Annotated in this window: 11 protein-coding genes and 1 CRISPR repeat array (1 of these 12 running past the window's edge); of the genes, 3 read left to right on the top strand and 8 right to left on the bottom strand. The window is 65.1% G+C overall.

Features of this window, described 5'->3' with window-relative positions; all coding sequences use genetic code 11:
- Positions 1–12: 12 nt before the first annotated feature.
- The 8 genes from R2770_07160 to cas7u form a co-directional block, all read right to left on the bottom strand.
- Positions 13–1,557 (bottom strand): trimethylamine methyltransferase family protein, encoded by a 1,545-nt coding sequence (locus R2770_07160; protein MEZ5280235.1) that lies wholly within the window; start codon positions 1,555–1,557, stop codon positions 13–15.
- Positions 1,554–2,318, bottom strand: coding sequence for an IclR family transcriptional regulator (locus R2770_07155; GenBank protein ID MEZ5280234.1), 765 nt, complete (start codon positions 2,316–2,318; stop codon positions 1,554–1,556). The genes R2770_07160 and R2770_07155 overlap by 4 nt, the downstream gene beginning before the upstream one ends.
- A gap of 93 nt (positions 2,319–2,411) precedes the next feature.
- Positions 2,412–3,638: a cytochrome P450 gene (locus R2770_07150; protein MEZ5280233.1), complete on the bottom strand. Its 1,227-nt coding sequence runs from the start codon at positions 3,636–3,638 to the stop codon at positions 2,412–2,414.
- 82 nt (positions 3,639–3,720) lie between these two features.
- Positions 3,721–4,326: a Crp/Fnr family transcriptional regulator gene (locus R2770_07145; GenBank protein MEZ5280232.1), complete on the bottom strand. Its 606-nt coding sequence runs from the start codon at positions 4,324–4,326 to the stop codon at positions 3,721–3,723.
- Between the two features lie 18 nt (positions 4,327–4,344).
- Positions 4,345–5,229 carry a hypothetical protein gene (locus R2770_07140; protein ID MEZ5280231.1) on the bottom strand — a complete coding sequence of 295 codons (885 nt, stop codon included), beginning with the start codon at positions 5,227–5,229 and terminating at the stop codon, positions 4,345–4,347.
- The gene (gene cas3u, locus R2770_07135; GenBank protein ID MEZ5280230.1) at positions 5,226–8,027 is read right to left on the bottom strand and encodes a type I-U CRISPR-associated helicase/endonuclease Cas3; all 2,802 of its coding nucleotides are present in this window, start codon (positions 8,025–8,027) and stop codon (positions 5,226–5,228) included. Before cas3u ends, R2770_07140 begins: the two co-directional genes overlap by 4 nt.
- Positions 8,024–9,679 (bottom strand): type I-U CRISPR-associated protein Csb2, encoded by a 1,656-nt coding sequence (gene csb2 / locus R2770_07130; protein MEZ5280229.1) that lies wholly within the window; start codon positions 9,677–9,679, stop codon positions 8,024–8,026. The genes cas3u and csb2 overlap by 4 nt, the downstream gene beginning before the upstream one ends.
- A gap of 2 nt (positions 9,680–9,681) precedes the next feature.
- Complete coding sequence (cas7u, locus tag R2770_07125; GenBank protein ID MEZ5280228.1) at positions 9,682–10,905, bottom strand: type I-U CRISPR-associated RAMP protein Csb1/Cas7u; 1,224 nt, start codon at positions 10,903–10,905, stop codon at positions 9,682–9,684.
- A gap of 958 nt (positions 10,906–11,863) precedes the next feature.
- Between cas7u and R2770_07120 the strand changes: the two genes are divergently transcribed.
- The 3 genes from R2770_07120 to cas2 all read left to right on the top strand — a co-directional run bounded on the left by R2770_07120 (position 11,864) and on the right by cas2 (position 14,871).
- Complete coding sequence (locus R2770_07120; GenBank protein MEZ5280227.1) at positions 11,864–12,862, top strand: DUF222 domain-containing protein; 999 nt, start codon at positions 11,864–11,866, stop codon at positions 12,860–12,862.
- Between the two features lie 63 nt (positions 12,863–12,925).
- Positions 12,926–14,575 (top strand): CRISPR-associated endonuclease Cas1, encoded by a 1,650-nt coding sequence (cas1, locus tag R2770_07115; GenBank protein MEZ5280226.1) that lies wholly within the window; start codon positions 12,926–12,928, stop codon positions 14,573–14,575.
- The gene (gene cas2 / locus R2770_07110; protein MEZ5280225.1) at positions 14,572–14,871 is read left to right on the top strand and encodes a CRISPR-associated endonuclease Cas2; all 300 of its coding nucleotides are present in this window, start codon (positions 14,572–14,574) and stop codon (positions 14,869–14,871) included. Before cas1 ends, cas2 begins: the two co-directional genes overlap by 4 nt.
- A 175-nt stretch (positions 14,872–15,046) precedes the next feature.
- Positions 15,047–16,718: a CRISPR direct-repeat array (repeat unit 36 nt; unit sequence GTTCCCCGGTCCGAAAGGGCCGGGCCTCATTGCAGC); it runs 1,748 nt beyond the window's last position.

The following is a 16,718-nucleotide window of genomic DNA, read 5'->3' as shown; positions in this document are numbered from 1 at the left end:
CCTTTCGTGACGTCAGAAGTCGGTGGCCACCCCGCCCTCGGCGACGCGACGCTCTACGAACTCGTTCAGTTCGGCGCGTACGGCGTCGTCGAGCACCGGCGGCTCGTAGGTTGCCAGCAGCTCGTCCACTCGGCGTTCGGCGTGGTCGTACGACGTCGGTGCGCCGGCCTCGTGCCACGACTCGTAGTTGCGCCAGTCAGAGATCATCGGGCGGAAGAACGCGTCGCGGTAGCGGTCCTGGGTGTGTTGGGTTCCGAAATGGTGGCCTCCCGGGCCGACCTCGGCGATGGCGTCGACGGCTCGGGTGGCGTCGTCGACCACCAGCGGTTGGAGGAACTTGGCCACCATCCCCAGCAGGTCGGCATCGATGACCATCTTCTCGGGCGAGGCGTGCAGCCCGCCCTCCATCCATCCGGCGCCGTGGAACACCACGTTGGCGCCGCCCATGATGGCGCCCCACAGCGAGAACACGCTCTCGTAGCCGGCCTGGGTGTCGACGGTGTTTGCTGCGCACACGTTCGAGCTGCGATACGGAATGCCGTAGCGGCGGGCGAGCTGTCCGCCCAACATCGCGGCCTGCATGAACTCGGGAGTGCCGAATGCGGGCGCACCCGACTGCATGTCGACGTTGCTGGTGAACCCGCCGTACACAACAGGCGAACCCTTGCGCACCAGTTGGGTGAACGCGATGCCCGCCAGGGCCTCGGCGTTTTGCTGCACCACGGCCCCGGCGATGGTCACTGGAGCCATCGCACCGGCCAGGGTGAACGGCGTGAGGATGATCACCTGGTTTCGGGCCGAATAGCGGATGATGCCTTCGAGCATGGGCGTGTCGAGCCGCAGCGGTGAGCTGGCGTTGATGACGGTGTGAACGATCGGATGGGTGTCGACCTCGTCGTGGGTCAGCCCGCGCACGATGCGGAGCATCTCCAGGCAGTCGTCGTTGCGTTGGCCCCCTAGCGAGTAGGCATTGACCGCCTTGTCGCTGAGGGTCAGCAGGTCTCGGGTGGCCTCCAGATGGCGAATCGAGGGGTGCAGATCGATGGGTTCGACCGGATAGCCGCCATGGCTCTGTACCACGTTCAGCTGCTGGGTCAGCCGAACCAGCTTCTGGAAGTCGGCGCGGTTGCCGCTGCGGCGCCCGCCCCGGCGATCGACGAAGTTCGGGGTGCTGGCCACCGACGTGAACACCACGTTGTCGCCACCTATGCGCAGGTCGCGGGCCGGGTTGGGTGCGTGCAGGCTGAACTCGCTGGGAACGCTGGCGATCAACTCGGTCACCATGTCGGGGTCCAGCCGCACCCTTTGGTCGTGCACACGGGCGCCGGCGGCGGCCCACATCTTCAGCGCAGTGGGGTGCAGGAAGTCCATGCCGACATCGCGCAGCACCTCCAGCGATGCCAGGTGAATCGACTCGAGTTCGTCCTCGCCGACCACCCTGGTGGGTTCGATCGTGCGCCTGTACTGCTGCCACTCCGGCTGTGGCGGCCCGGCAGGCGCCGCGGCTCGTTGCTGGCGACCTCGACGGCGCTGGGGAGGGGCGGGTGCGTCGGTCATGTTGCCTCGTTCGCCTGTCTGGTCCAGCCCAGCTGGGCCGATATCTGGTCGGCGTGATCCAGCACCGCGGATGCGATCCGGTCGGCTTCGCCCTGGGCGGGGAATCGAAACGACGGCCCGTAGGTGTAAAGCGCTGCCACCGCCCGTCCCGAGCGGTCGACGACGGCGGCCGAACACGACGACAAGCCGTCTACGAACTCGCCGTGCGACCACAGCACCCGCCGCACCCTGGCCTGGCGAATACGAATCCGGAGTCGTTGTGGGTCTGTGACGGTGCTGGGGGAGAACGTTGCCAGATCGCCGGCGAGATAGCGGTCGACCTCGCTGTCTGGCCAGGTCGCCATCACCACCGCGCCCGCCCCTCCCGCGTGCATGGGCACCCTGGTGCCGGTCCAGTTCTCGGCCTGGATCGGTTTGGGTGCGTCGACCTGGTCGACGGTTACGGTCTCGTCGCCCGAAACGATCGCCAGACACGCGGCTTCGTCCAGCAGTTCGCTCAACTCGATCAGGTGAGGGTGTGTGATGGCTTCGAGCCCTATCGAAACGTCGGGCGAGCGAACCATCGACTGGATGGCCGGGCCGATCTGATACGTCGAGTCCGATCGCACGACGGCCCCGGCCTGTTCGAGGGTGCTCAGCAGCCTTGCCGTTGTGCTGGTGGGCAGGTCGGTGCGCGTGGCCAGGTCGACGAGTCCGCCCGCTTCGCGACCGATTTCGGTCAGCAGCAGCAGGGCTCGTTCCACACTCTGGACCGATGCCACATCGCGGAATCTACCGATACGTGGAAACTACGTCCAGCGGTTCCCGCATCGTGGCATCAGGAGTGGACGGCGTTAAGCCGGTACTTGTGGTGGTCAGCCGACCGAGACCTCGAGCGAACCGACGCCGCGCAGCACCATCCGCTGCTCGAACTCGACCGGTGCAGCCGCCGCCATCTTGGGGAATCGGCGGATCAGCCGTGGCAGGCCGACCTGGGCCTCCATCCTGGCCAGTGCGGCTCCCAGGCAATAGTGAGGGCCGGCGCCGAACGACAGCTGGTCGGCTGCGTCGGCGCGCTCGACCCGGAATTGGTCGGCGTCGGCGCCCCACTTCTTGGGGTCTCGGTTGGCAGCGGCATTGGCCAGCATCACGACCGCGCCACGGGGGATCATCTCACCTCCGACCTCGACGTCTTCCAGGGCAATGCGGCGGGTGAACTGAACCGGCGGGTTGTACCTCAGGACCTCCTCGATGACGTTCGAGTCGAGGTCGGGGCGTTCGCGCACCGCACGGGCCTGCTCGGGATGGGCCAGCAGTTCGACCACACCGTTTCCGATCAGGTTTGTGGTGGTCTCGTGGCCCGCCACGTACAACAGCAGCACGTTGGCGATCACCTCGTCGTGGGTCAGGCGCTCGCCGTCGTCTTCGGCCGCGATCAAGGCCGAGAAGATGGCGTCGTCGGGGTTGCGGCGCTTTTGTTCGTAGATGTCGGTGACGTAGTCGGACATCTCGCCGATGGCCACCACCGATGCCTGCCTGGCCTCGGGCGGGCTGAGAGGGTCGAGGGTGCTGGCGAGCTGGTGTGACCACGCCCGCAGCAGCGACAGGTCGGCGGTGGGCATTCCGAGCATCTCGGAGATCACCTGAACCGGCAGGCGCAGCGCGTAGTCGTCGATCAGATCGCCGCCGCCACTGCGGGCCAGATCGTCCAAGAGCTCGTCGGCGATTTCGACGGTGCGGTGCTGAAGGGCCGAGATCGCCTTGGGGGTGAAGGCACGCGACACCAGACGCCGCAAACGGGTGTGGTCGTCTCCGTCGACGCGCAGCATCGACAGCTCGGCCCGCGGGTCGGCAGCGTTCTGGGCCCGCTCGGCGTCGATGGCCGGCGACGACGCCGCATGGCGGATCGACGACTCGAAGCGGCGGTCGCGGCCCACGAAATGGACGTCGTCGTAGCGGGTCACCAGGTAGCCACCCAGCAACTCGCTGCGGTGCACCGCCTGTTGCTGACGGATCGACCCGAGCTGCACGGTCGGGTCTTGGAAGTACCCCGGTGCGAACGGATTGAACTCGGTTCGGTCGGATGACTCGATCAGCGACATTGTTGCTCCTCCCAGTGCCTTGGGGGAACGATGAGCGCTGCGGGCTTCGCAGTCCGTGATCTAGATCACGAAGTGACCAACCTCATACCCCGTCGAGCAGCTCGACCGACCCGCGTCTCAGCCGCACCACACCCTGCTTCTCGAGGTCTCGCAGAGTTCGGGTGACGGCCTCGCGGGTGGCGCCAACCCAGCCGGCCAGCTCCTCACGGGTCGACCGGAACACCCGGGATCCGGTTTCGGCGGCGTTCATCTCGAGAATCTGAAGCACCCGATGGGTGAGGTCCTCGCCCCGCGCCGAATAGCGCACAGTCAGGTCGCGCAGCTGACGGGCCAGTCGCTTGAGCTCGCCGACGGCCAGCTCTGGTTCGGCCGCCAGAGCCGCCTCGAGCTCGTCGGCTCGCAGCACCCTTGCGACCACGTCGGTGTGGGCCGTTACGGTCGCAGACCGCTCGGCCGCCAACAGCGCTGCCATCTCGCCGATGACCGACCCCGGACCCCGCCTGCCGATGATGGCGGTGGATCCCGACAGGGCGGTCACCTCGACCAGCACCTCGCCTTCCACCAGCGCGTAGCAGTGGGTGCCGATGTCGCCTTGGCGCATCAAGACCTGGCCCGCCGAGAAGGCGACCTGGGTACCCCGTTCGGCCACTACCTCCCACATCGACACGCCGGCGATGATACGACGCATGCCTGATCGGCGACGTGGTTAGACGATCGAGCTCGGAGGCCCGAAGCTGCCATACCCGCCCTGGGCCGACCGTCTAACAGAAGACCGGAGAATGCGTGTGACTGAGAGCTGGGCGGCCCAACGAGGGTCGGTGCTCAGCAACGTGGCGTGGGCGACAAGTGACGATGCGACATGGCGGTCGCAAGCCCCGGACCACAGAGGCCAGGTGAAGGTGCCGGCCTTCCAGCTGCCCCCGGCACCGGTAGTGCGAGTTCGATCTGAGTCAGCGAAGCATGGAAACGAGGCCAGCCCCAGAAGCGCTAACCACTCGGCGCCTGGGACCGTGAGCTTCGCATCCTTGGAAGGATCTCCAGCCGACAGGGCATAGACGCGATCGTCGGCGACGTCCCACATGAGCGACTTCGCCTGTGAGTCGTAGTGCCAGCGTTCGATTAGTGCCGAGCGCAGAGCCTCGGTTCCCACCACGCCGCGGATCTCTCTTGCAGCTGCCATGAACCGCTGCTGACCGGCTGTGAAGTGCAGATCCGTCGGCTTGCAACTGCCGTTGCCATCCAAGGCTGTGCCCTCTGCCACCAAGGCAGCGACAAGTCGTCGGCTGCGGCCGCCATCGTCGGCGTTCGTACATGCCTCGATGAAGCGCCGGTTGTCGGAGGGCTCGAGGTTGATGTCATCGAACATCGCCAGAACGGGAGCACTAGCCCACCCCTCCAGGTCCGAAAGAACCAACTCGACTATCTCGTCGATCGTCAAGTCCGTCAGTAGCTCGGCGCGCGGTATCGGCTCGTCGGTCCAGCGCAGCCGCAGGTCACCACCGTGTCTGTCCGCTATGTCCAGCAGTCCCAGTGCAGCGAAGAAGCCCAACGGGTTCGTGCCTTCTAGGCCGGCGAGTCTGATCGGAGTCATTGGTGGACATCCTCTGCTTCGCTGGCGCGGTGGTCTGCGAGCCGCATGACGGCCTCGAGCCATGCCAGCCCGTGCCAGCCGTATCTGCGGATCAGCCTCCAGAATCGTTCGACGGTCTCGACGCCGAGCACCTCTGGCGGCAGCTCAGAACTGACAGTGGCGCCCTCGGTACCGGGAACGGCCACCTGTAGTGGATGCGTGTCGACTTGTAGCGGCGGCAGCGGCCGGCATCGGCCGTGATGGCTGGCGACGAGGTGCCTAACCAGATCCAGGTCGTTGGCTCCCGCTGTCAGGCTCGGCTCGGCAACGATCATCGCATCGCTGAGCAGCTCGTGCCTTTGCCCCTTCGGGTAGATCGTCGTCTCGTCGAGCAGTCCGGTCGGCCTAGGGCCGGCGGTCCGGTCAGCCGACTTCGCCAGGAGAGCGCCGGACATCGCAGCCGCGATCGGGTCTGTTCCGTGCAGCCGAAGTTGGAACCGCGGGTCGGCCTTGCCGAGATCGTGAAGCTTGCCGGCCAGGGCCAAGTCATCGATCAGCGGACGCGGAATGCCCAGACGCTCGGCGAACTCGCGGGCTGTCTGAGCCACGTCGCTCAGGTGCCTCTCGAGAGTTGTAGGCCGCCCGGTGAAGGACATTGTCTCGTCCGATCCGTCGAGGTCCTGACCGTGTCTTGCACTGTCGATCCGCAGAACCAACGAGCCATTAGCGGAGTGCAAACGCCCTCGCCCACTGTCGAGGGCAGCCTTGGCGACCGCCGCAAGGTCACCCCACCAACCGAGGTCTGTGGCGTCTGAGAGTGCTTGTTCGAGCCAGGCCCGAATGGCCTCGATGTTCGCGGAGCCCGACAGCGATGCGCTCTCGCTGGTGTCCAGCTCAGGTGGACTGATCCCTTGTGGTAGCGCTGGTGCGGCCAGCCGCATTGTCACGGGCCGGGTCGGCCACTCGGGTTCGAGGCGATCGCCGAAATCGGACACGGTGTCGGTCGAGGTCGGGTCCCAGGTGCCGCGGGTGACCCCTCCCGCGGCAGTCGACACAACTATGAGGTCACCCGCCGAGATGTCCTTTGGTTCGATGCGGATCCAAAGCCCTCCGTCGCCGCGTTTCAGTGCCAGCCGTGAGGCCCTGATCCGCTGGGTGATCTGGTCAGCGGACGGGGCAGACTCGACATCGGCCACGTCGACTGCAGGCCCGCTCGATAGCCAACGTCTCACCGCTGTGAGCGGCACCGCCATCGACTCCTGCGGGCGCGGTGGTACCAGTTCGAGCAACGCGCTCGGGTCGAGCTCATCTTCGATATCGCTGCGCCAAACAACCCTCACATCTGTGTCCGTGTCCAGCTTGCCGTGCAGAAACTGTGCAGTTGCGGGCTTGGCCGTTGGCTCGGGCGACGTCTGGCACCAGGCGTCGAGATGGCTGGGCAGAACAACCGGGCAGCCGACCGAGGGCGAGCGGGTGTTGTCGGGGGCGCTTGCCAGCGGCCCCTCCAGCCCGCCGTCGAGTTCGTTGCCAAGCTTCGCCAGCCAGGTGATCGTGTGTTCAAGCCCTTCCCCGTAGACGGGGTCGGCAGTCTTGGGCTTCTCCAGCGCTGAGGGTACGAGGACCCAGATGGGGGCATCATCGCCTCTGGCAGATCGAGCGCCTCGACGGTCGACGCGCCCAAATCTCTGGCGGAGTGCATCGGTGGGGGCGACCTCGGTGATCATCGCGTCGAAGTCGAAATCGACTCCGACCTCAATCGTCTGGGTGGCAACCAGCGCAAAAGGCTCGTCCGGATCCGGGGCTCCGGGATTGAGCGACGCCATCTCGGGACAGGTCATCAGATCATCGCGATCGAACGGCCGCATGCGGCCTGTAAGCAGATGAACCCGCAGTCCGGCCTGTTCGCAGCTTGTGGCTATGGCAACGGCGCTGGCCACACGATTGACGACGACCGCCGTTCTCGCACGGCCGATCGCGGCGACCAACTCTGGAACCGCTCTGGCCAGCGCAGCGGCGGGCTCATCGCGGCGGCCGCCCACTGTTTTGGCTACAACCCGTTTGCGGGCTTGCAGCACGGAGGCCAGGGCGGGCGCCGTCTCCTGGTCACGGTCTGCGGAGTCGAGTCTGAACGGATTGGATCGTTGCGTCCTCGGCGTCGCAGACATCTCCACTACCTGCCAGCGTCGCGGTACATTCGAAAGGCGCTCGTCTTCGAGTCGATCCAGCTGATCGAGCAGTCCGGCAAACGAGGTGCTTAGATGCACTTCGTCGAGCAGGACAAGACAGTCGTTGCCAGTGAGGCCGGCCTGGATCGGCCGCATCGTCTGGCTGGTGCCATAGCCGCTGAACAAGAGCTTGGAGCCGAACTGGTCGACGGTGCTGGAGATGACCCAGGGCACATCGGGCCTGAGGGCCCACGAGCGGTCGGGGGCTATGCCGCCCCGCAGGCTGGTTCGGCCCAGTAGCTGACCGCCGCCCAATTCGGCAAGCGCCGAGCCGACGGCCGACGTAACCGGACCTACGCCATTTCTCAGCGCATCGGTCAAAGCTGCAGCGCGCGCGTCGACCTGGTCGACGATGAGGCGCCTGTCGACGACGAACACCGTGCGCCTAGGCAGTTGTTCGGGACGCACCGCGAGGCTGAAGAGCGCAATATCTAATGTCGCGGTCTTGCCCGCCCCAGTCGGCAGGTCGAGGACCCTGGGCCAGCGCGCTGTCTCGCAGACGATTTTGGCAAGACGGCTTTGCCACGGATGAGGTTGGCGGCCCCAGACCTCCTCGAAGAAGCGTGGAAAGTCTTGCGCGGCTATGGCCGTCATGCGAGCCTGCCCGGGCTGGAGACCGGGCGCATGAGCCCGAGGCCGTGGAACCGGCCAGAACCGAGTACCAGCGGTCCAGCCACTGCCTCTGCGAACTCGATCTCTGCGTGTATCAGAGCCCGGGCAGTTCCACCAGATCTGCCCTGGCGGAGGGCAGGAAACGACTTCGCCGGATCTGCGCCATTCAGTAGCGGATCGAAAGCCAGCGAAACGGCCGCGGGCTCGGGCAGGCCAACGTGCTTGCAGGCTGCTCTGACCCCGGCTTCGGCGGCTGCCCACGCTCGCTCGACTTTGGCTGGGGATCCAGATCGAAGATCACCCGGGTGGCGGGGGAGTGCGATAGGCGTAGCGCTGATCCAACGTCGGCTTGGTCCGCTCCAAGTCTCTGCGCGGAGCCCGACCAAAGTGTTCGACGGTTCCGTCCTGGCGGCGGTCAGCACGCCGTTTGGGCCCATGACCAGCCGGCCGCCGCCGTTGGTGGGGGCTAGCCATCTGCCGACTGCCGCAAGAATGTCGTCTTGGGTGCCCAAAGACACGCCGGTGGGCCAGATCAGAGCCACTCCGAGTATCTGGCCGTGCGCGTGGCGGTGTCCGACGTCGACCAGTGGCACGACGGCCAGGTGTGGCTCGCTCGCCGGGGCACCCGAGTTCGAGTGCCCCGAGAGCATCTGGGGTTGTGGGTCCTCGGCGTGGCTCATCAAGGCCCGGCGAACCGCTGTCGACACGGCGACTGATCCGCGACCTGAGAGCTTTCTGGGAGCCAGTTCAAGCGCTAGCCATGGGCCACTCAGGTTTCCCCGAACTGGAATTGGCTTGGCTGGTTGCTCGTCCGTGCGACGATAGTTGAACCCGATGCTTGGCATCGTTCGGGGCCTGGATGCGCGGTGGTTCTCGAAAGACTCGCGGAGCGCCCTCAGCTGACCCGCTTGTACCCAGCGCAGGGTTGAGCTGCCGGTGGGGTCGGGTGTCAGCGCCGCGTTTGTGTCATCCACGTGTGCCACTCGCACGGACACCAGCGAGGATGAGTGCCCCAACCTTGCAACGCCGGCACAGATGTCGTCGATAGCTCGGGTGATCGTGGGGTCGGGGTGGGCGGCGGGCCACAGGAACCGGATGACCGGGCTTTCGGGCGTGCATGATGGAAAGGTGCGTGCCTGGCGACCACCGCGACGTTCGGGCATCATTTCTTCGGCCGCAAGCGTGCTTGTTCTGCCGAGGTTGGCAACCTCGGCAGAAACATCGCGCCGCTTGGCGACCTGAGATTCGAGGCGGGCAATGCGGTTGGCTTGAGCGGCATTCAGCTGGCCGCCCGACTGGCTCACCAGTTCATCGATCTGGTCCTGGGCGTCCTCGATCTGAGCGGCCCGGCGGGTTGTGAGCGCAAGCCCCAACACCGAAGAGTCGTTCACCGGTACGTAGTGGGTGGTCGACGACCGACTCCATGCCGGCGTCGCGTCGATATCGGGGGGACCTTGGCGTTCGAGCCACTCGAGGGCCGTTGACCAATCGTCGGGATGCTCCTCTTCGGCGCTGGCGGCAACCAATGCAGAAAACAACCGTGCTGGATGGGGCGGCCACTCAGCCCGATCGCGGTCGGTGGGGTCTGTAGCTACAAACCGCCCGGTCAGCAGCGTGACCTCGATGGCGAACACGGCTACTCACCAGGGTTTTCGGCTGCGGCCACCTGACGGCTTCGACGAAGCAGCTCTCCCAGCTTCGGTGCGGGCACCAGGCGAACCTCGCGTGGGCCAAATCCGACGCCCAACTCGGTCGCTGCTGCATTTGCGGTCGCGACCAGTTCGAGCGCAGCGTCCGCGTCGATGTGTACAGGCACCGGGCTTCCCCCGGACCGGCCGAGCATCTCCATAGTCGGGCTGCTCGCTGGAATCAGGAGGCATCGCGAACGCAGGTCGAAGTCGAATTCGTACTGGAGGCTGACGGCTGCGACCCCGATCGCAGCGATCAGAGTACGTGCTGCATTCTCGGCGGCTTGGCGTTGTTCGGGCTCGAAGGGATTGCCGTCGGCATCGACCGGGAACTTCAGCCGGCGAAGGGCAGGAAACGACAGCACCGCACTCTGACTTGCGTGAGAAATGGTCACACCACCGGCCCTTTCATCAATGGAAGGCGTGACGTTGCCGTGGTTGATTTCGCTAGGTCGAACCTGCTTCTTGGAGTCCTCGTCGAATGCCCAAACGCTGGGGTCATCGTCCGGCAGCTTCGTGATCCCGTCTACGCCGCGCCGGACGTCGAGCGGGTCGACTCGGCTCCCCACACTGACACCGACCTCGACATCGTGACCCACGATTTCCGACACCAGTGCCCGCTGGAACTTGGACCCCAGACCACCCTTGGGGCCTGTCGAATCCCACATGCCGAACACAAGTGCCGTGGGGCATGTCCGCAGCAGAGCGATGGCGTTCTTTGGCGTGGCGTGTGTTATCGCCATGCCCAGGTCGGACAGACGAAACAGAGTCTCGTCGTAGAGCGAGTCCCTGAAGATGGCATCGGCAATGCGATGAGGCGCCTCGAGGGCGGTCAGTTTGCCGACGTCGGCTAGGTCCGCTTCGCCGGTGAAGTCGACGAATGGCACAGGCAGGTCGGTTTGGCTGGTCTCCCACGCGCTCAGCAGGGCCATTTCCATCCGGTTCGCCTGGGAGGCGACCGAGTCGAGCAACACCGTTAGCGAAGTCGTGCCATCGGGCATGACGCGGGACTCGATCGCATACTTGTGCGGGGCGTTGTCGGCCACGCCATAGGTCGGGGGCATCACCTTCGTCCCCGGGCCACCAGCAGGTTCCAGCCGAACGCTCGACCGGAACGCGACCGCGCCACCAGATACGGCTTCGAGGAGATCCTCATACGAGAGATCGCTCACGGTTCCACCTCACTTTGATCGAAGAGTGTGCCCTGAACATAGCCCGCTGCTGTGACAGCTTCAGGCCGGGAATTCGGGGACTTGCTGCGGCGGGCCCTTTGCCTAGGGCGGCGCGAGTCCAACGAGGCGCTGCGCTTCCGCGGTAGCTGGAGGTTCTTCTGATACCTCTCGCGAGGGAGGCAGAAGCTGCAAGGGCTCACTCCCGGTCCGGCGGCCATCGCCAGCGTGTCAAACCAAAGCAGACGCTTGGCCTGGTCAATGCGGCACTCGGGCCGTATGGGACTGCGGTCGACGAACAGATGGACTTTCCCAGTCGTCGGGTTGACGGCGTATTGATCGGGCATAGCTCTCCCTCATTTTGGATAGGGGACCTCCAGCCCGCACGGTAGGTTTGGCTTTGCGTGTTCCGCCGACCATGGTGGAGCTGTCAGGCCGGGGCATTTGCCCCGGCCTGACTTATATCAGGCTGACTTTGGTATAGCAACCACTGCGCAAAAAACACTGCTAGACAACTTGAACCTTGATACGTAGAGTTCTCGTCCCGGGGGCGGACCGTCGCTCCATTGAAGGAAGTTGTGTAGCAGCGTCTTCTGCGCAAGTGCGCACCTTGCCGATGGTCCGCCCCCCAAACCCCACCACCCCAAGGGACGCTTACTCGCAGCCCAGCACTTCGCGGGACAGGTGGGCGCCACGACACGGTCCTCCTGCCCTGCCCTGCCCTGCCCTGCCCTGCCCTGCCCTGCCCTGCCCTGCCCTGCCCTGCCCTGCCCTGCCCTGCCCTGCCCTGCCCTGCCGCGCCGGCAGGCGCGTCGGTGGTGCCATACGTGATACATCAATCACTGAGAGTGCTATGTGTTGCTTCTCTTAGCTGTCCCACCCCCTCTGTACGCTTTTGGCATACGCCAAAAGCAGCCCGGAACGGGCTAATCGGAGGGAAAGCAAGGTGCTATTGACGACGGTGGAACTCGACGAACAGATCAAGACGGCCGAGAGCCTGGTGGGCCTCGGCCACCGGTTGGCCCGCGGCCACCACGATCTGGTCGTTGGCGCGGCGCAGTTCGCTGACGGACCTGTCTGGATCGCCCAAGGCGCCCCATCGGCTGCGCACTGGCTGGCCGAACGCCTCGACCTCGCCCCTGCCACAGTGCGTGAATGGATACGTATCGGCCGCACCCTGCGCGGCTTCGACGCGTCCGCCGGCGCGTTCAAGGCTGGCGACATCAGCTACGCCAAGGTCAGAGTCCTCACCCGATACCTCACCACCCACAACGAGAACGACCTTCTCGAACTGGCCAAAGCCGTTCCCGCCGACCGGTTCGCCGAGGCCGTCGCAGCCTGGACGATGGCCAACGAACCAGGCGAGGTCATCGATGCCCGACACCGCCGCGACAGATCGCTGAAGTTCCGCAATCACGCCGACGGCACCCGCACCATGTTCGTTCGCCTCGACCCGGTTTCGGGCGGTGCGCTTCAAGCAGCCATCGATTCCGAGTTCATGCGTCATCACACCCAACGCGAACCCGACGGCACCTTTCCGACGCTCGCCCAACAACGCGTCGACGCCCTATGCCGCATCATCGCCGGCACCAGCGCCAGCTCTGGCCGCGTCGACTACGAGATCGTGCTGCACGTCCGAGGCGACGGCTGCACCCTCGACGACGGAACACCCATCACCCAATCATCGGTTGCGCGGCTGCTCGACACATCGTTCATCAGGCTGCTCATCCACAACGCAGAACACAACCCAGTCAACGCATCCACCAGACGCCGACACCCCACAAAGCGACAAAAGCGGATCGTCAAAGAACGGGACCGTGCGTGCCTCGACTGCGGCCGCACCGAACTGCTCGAATACGACCACAACCCACCCTTCGAGGCAACCCACCAAACCCGCACCGATGAACTCGAACTCCGCTGTGCGCCCTGCCACACCACACGACACCTCAGTACCAGCTAGCGATGGCCTGAAGCGCACGGTTGCCCGGCCGACAGGCCGAACATGGTGGCTGACGGTGGCGTTGTGCCAGAGCTTGTCCCGGTCAGGATGCTCAACGAGTTCGTCTACTGCGAGCGGCTTTTCTTCATCGAGTGGGTTCAGGCACGGTGGGCGGGCAACGAAGACACAGCGGAGGGCGACTACGCCCATCGCTCGACCGACCGCCAAGTCGGTTCTGCGCCACCGCCCGACTCGATCGATGAGCTGCGGATTGCTCGGTCGGTGAAGCTCTCCAGCGAGCGGCTTGGTCTTGTCGGCGTAATCGACACACTCGAGGGCAACGACGGAGGTGTCGTACCAATCGACTACAAGAAGGGTGCTCCGCCAGACACGCCGGCCGGCGCCTGGGAGCCCGAGCGAGTGCAACTGTGTGCTCTCGGGCTGCTGCTACGAGATAACGGCTACGAGTGTTCACATGGCGAGATCTATTTCGCCCAGACCCGTCAACGAGTGCGGGTCGAGTTCGATGAAAGGCTCGTCGAGGTAACCCTCGACTTGCTAACGCAGCTGAGGGCGACTGCAGCCGCCGACAATGCGCCCGGCCCATTGGATGACAGTCCCAAGTGCCCCAGGTGTTCCCTCGTCGGAGTGTGTCTGCCCGACGAGACAAACAAGCTGAACCGGGCTCAGGTGCCGGCGCCCGTTCGCCTAATGGTGCGAAATGGCGACTCGAGACCGGTCTATGCAACAGAGCCAGGTTCAACTGTCGGTAAGTCGGGCGAGCGGCTGATCATCACAAATCGTGACCGCGATGGATCCCGCTCCCGGTCGGTTCGCCTGATCGACGTCTCGCAGCTCAACGTCTTTGGGAATGTGCAGGTCACGACGCAGGCAATCCGCGAGTTGATGCGGCGCGACATTCCGATCTGCTGGTTCTCTCATGGAGGTTGGTTCTCGGGCATCGCGGAGGGCCTGCCGTCGAAACACGTCGACCTGCGGGTTCGGCAGGCGTCGATTGCCGCCGATGGCAACCTCGATCTGGCTCGGGCAAGTGTCCTCGCCAAGATCAAGAACAGTCGTGCACTCCTCATGCGTAACGCTCGTCCTCGACCGCACGAGGCGATCGTTCGTCTGAAGAGCGCTGTGGCCGAGGCTCAGCACGCAACATCAGTTCCCTCGTTGCTCGGAGTGGAGGGTGCCGCGGCGCGAACCTACTGGAGCCACTTTGGGCGGATGCTCCGTCCCAACGATGACGAGATCGCCGACTTCGATATGAACGGACGAAATCGACGGCCTCCGCTCGATCGGGTGAACTGCCTGTTGTCGTATTGCTATTCGCTGCTAGTCAAGGACTGCACGGCGATGGCGTTCTCGGTCGGCCTGGACCCGTACATGGGCTACTACCACCGCCCGCGGTTTGGCCGGCCCGCACTTGCCCTCGATCTCTCGGAGGAGTTCAGGCCCCTGATAGCCGAGTCGACCGTCCTGACGCTCATCAACAACGGTGAGGTCGCGGCCAACGACTTCGTTGTTCGCGCTCAAGGCGTGGCGCTCACGCAGGACGGTCGCCGGGCGGTGCTCCGGGCATACGAGCGGCGTCTTGAAACTGAACTGACCCATCCGGTGTTCGGCTACCGAGTTTCCTACCGCCGGGCCATTGAGTTGCAGGCTCGCCTTGTTGCGGCGGTGATTCTTGGCGAAGTACCGGCCTACGAGGGGCTGACGATGAGATGAGTGGTCGACGGAGATACCTGGTGGGCTACGACATCTCGGCCGACTTCCGGCTCCGCCGGGTGCACAAGCTCGTCAGTGGATACGGCCACTCGCTCCAATACTCGCTGTTCATATGCGACCTGAACAAGAGAGAGAAGCTCGACCTGATGGCGAAGCTCGACGACGTCATCAACGTCAGGGCAGATCGTGTCTGTTTCGTTGACTTGGGTGAACCAGCGGGGCGAGGTGTGGAATGCTTTGAGTTCCTGGGTGTGCGCCCTGCTCTTCCAGTCTCGGGATCAGCGACGATCATCTGACCGTTGCGAGCGCTGAGGTTCCGGGCCTACCGCCTGGAACCGCTCGCAAAGCCCGCAGATGCTGGGTGCGACGCACCTTGAAAACCGACTAACGGAGTAGCATTCGATGTTCGTAGAGCTGCCGCTCGCAAACCGCCGCGAAACCCCTGGTCGGCAGGGGTAGAAATCGAGAGCGGTTCCCCGGTCCGAAAGGGCCGGGCCTCATTGCAGCTGCTCGACGCCAACGGTGCGCCTGACGCCTCATGCGGCGTTCCCCGGTCCGAAAGGGCCGGGCCTCATTGCAGCACCGACAGCAAAGGCGAAACGTTCTACGTGTGGTGGTGGTTCCCCGGTCCGAAAGGGCCGGGCCTCATTGCAGCGCCGAACACGACCGGCGCATACTCTGGCGGCCGTCGTTCCCCGGTCCGAAAGGGCCGGGCCTCATTGCAGCCGTCTGCGCCCAGACCGTGGTCTCGCCGAGATGCCACAGGTTCCCCGGTCCGAAAGGGCCGGGCCTCATTGCAGCGTACAGGCCGCGGCCGGGCACGTGTTCGCCCGCACACGTTCCCCGGTCCGAAAGGGCCGGGCCTCATTGCAGCAACGCGATCTTGCGGATCACCTGCCCGTCGAGCTGCACAGTTCCCCGGTCCGAAAGGGCCGGGCCTCATTGCAGCATGGTTGGTGCTCCTAGCTTGGTTGGTTGTTCAGATGGTTCCCCGGTCCGAAAGGGCCGGGCCTCATTGCAGCGTTGCGAGCGCACCGTCACCGTACCCGTACTGCTCCGCGGGTTCCCCGGTCCGAAAGGGCCGGGCCTCATTGCAGCTTGCCGGGCCGCTCGGAGAACTCGCCGGGCTGCCGCTGTTGTTCCCCGGTCCGAAAGGGCCGGGCCTCATTGCAGCCCACGGGTCGTCTCCTGGCCGGTACGTCAGCCGTGGCGTTCCCCGGTCCGAAAGGGCCGGGCCTCATTGCAGCACGTTGGACTCGCGAACCGATGATGATCAGTTGGTTCCGTTCCCCGGTCCGAAAGGGCCGGGCCTCATTGCAGCCGTTTGCTCACGGAGAAGTCGAACACGATGTATTCGAGTTCCCCGGTCCGAAAGGGCCGGGCCTCATTGCAGCGGCAGGGTCGACCACGGTGACGCCGACAACGGCGACACGGGTTCCCCGGTCCGAAAGGGCCGGGCCTCATTGCAGCCAGGTCTGCGAGTTGGTCCGAGTGAAGGGCAGGCAGGTTCCCCGGTCCGAAAGGGCCGGGCCTCATTGCAGCTGCGTCAAGATGGCTCGGGAACAATGATCCTCCAGGCGTTCCCCGGTCCGAAAGGGCCGGGCCTCATTGCAGCACCAGAGCGTCGACTTTCTCGCCCTCTGACCGGTACTCGTTCCCCGGTCCGAAAGGGCCGGGCCTCATTGCAGCACTACTTCGGTGTCGTCTTCCGGGTCAGCGGCGTACGTGTTCCCCGGTCCGAAAGGGCCGGGCCTCATTGCAGCGCTGATCCCGAGCCGCGAACGGTCGAGGCGGACTGTGGTTCCCCGGTCCGAAAGGGCCGGGCCTCATTGCAGCCGGATCGAACACATCGCCACGATCTCGACAAGGCGAAGCTGGTTCCCCGGTCCGAAAGGGCCGGGCCTCATTGCAGCAAGAGGATTTCCCAGGGTTCGACGGGTTTGACGCCTGTTCCCCGGTCCGAAAGGGCCGGGCCTCATTGCAGCGACGCCCAATCAGGCCACACCGTATGCCCGAACTCGTGTTCCCCGGTCCGAAAGGGCCGGGCCTCATTGCAGCGGCTGTGGGGGGAACGTCGTCTGGGCGGGTGTAGGACGAGTTCCCCGGTCCGAAAGGGCCGGGCCTCATTGCAGCAAGCGCTCGA

Source organism: Acidimicrobiales bacterium (assembly GCA_041394185.1).
Classification (GTDB): Bacteria; Actinomycetota; Acidimicrobiia; order Acidimicrobiales; family Poriferisodalaceae; genus JAAETH01.
This window is presented reverse-complemented; position numbering and strand designations above follow the sequence as displayed.

What these genes read in the sequence shown, in the direction of transcription:
- cas2 (MEZ5280225.1), top strand. Translation starts at nt 14,572, where the DNA reads ATGAGTGGTCGACGGAGATACCTGGTGGGCTACGACATCTCGGCCGAC.
- R2770_07150 (MEZ5280233.1), bottom strand. Translation starts at nt 3,638, where the DNA reads ATGTCGCTGATCGAGTCATCCGACCGAACCGAGTTCAATCCGTTCGCA.
- R2770_07140 (MEZ5280231.1), bottom strand. Translation starts at nt 5,229, where the DNA reads ATGACTCCGATCAGACTCGCCGGCCTAGAAGGCACGAACCCGTTGGGC.
- R2770_07160 (MEZ5280235.1), bottom strand. Translation starts at nt 1,557, where the DNA reads ATGACCGACGCACCCGCCCCTCCCCAGCGCCGTCGAGGTCGCCAGCAA.
- R2770_07145 (MEZ5280232.1), bottom strand. Translation starts at nt 4,326, where the DNA reads ATGCGTCGTATCATCGCCGGCGTGTCGATGTGGGAGGTAGTGGCCGAA.
- cas3u (MEZ5280230.1), bottom strand. Translation starts at nt 8,027, where the DNA reads ATGACGGCCATAGCCGCGCAAGACTTTCCACGCTTCTTCGAGGAGGTC.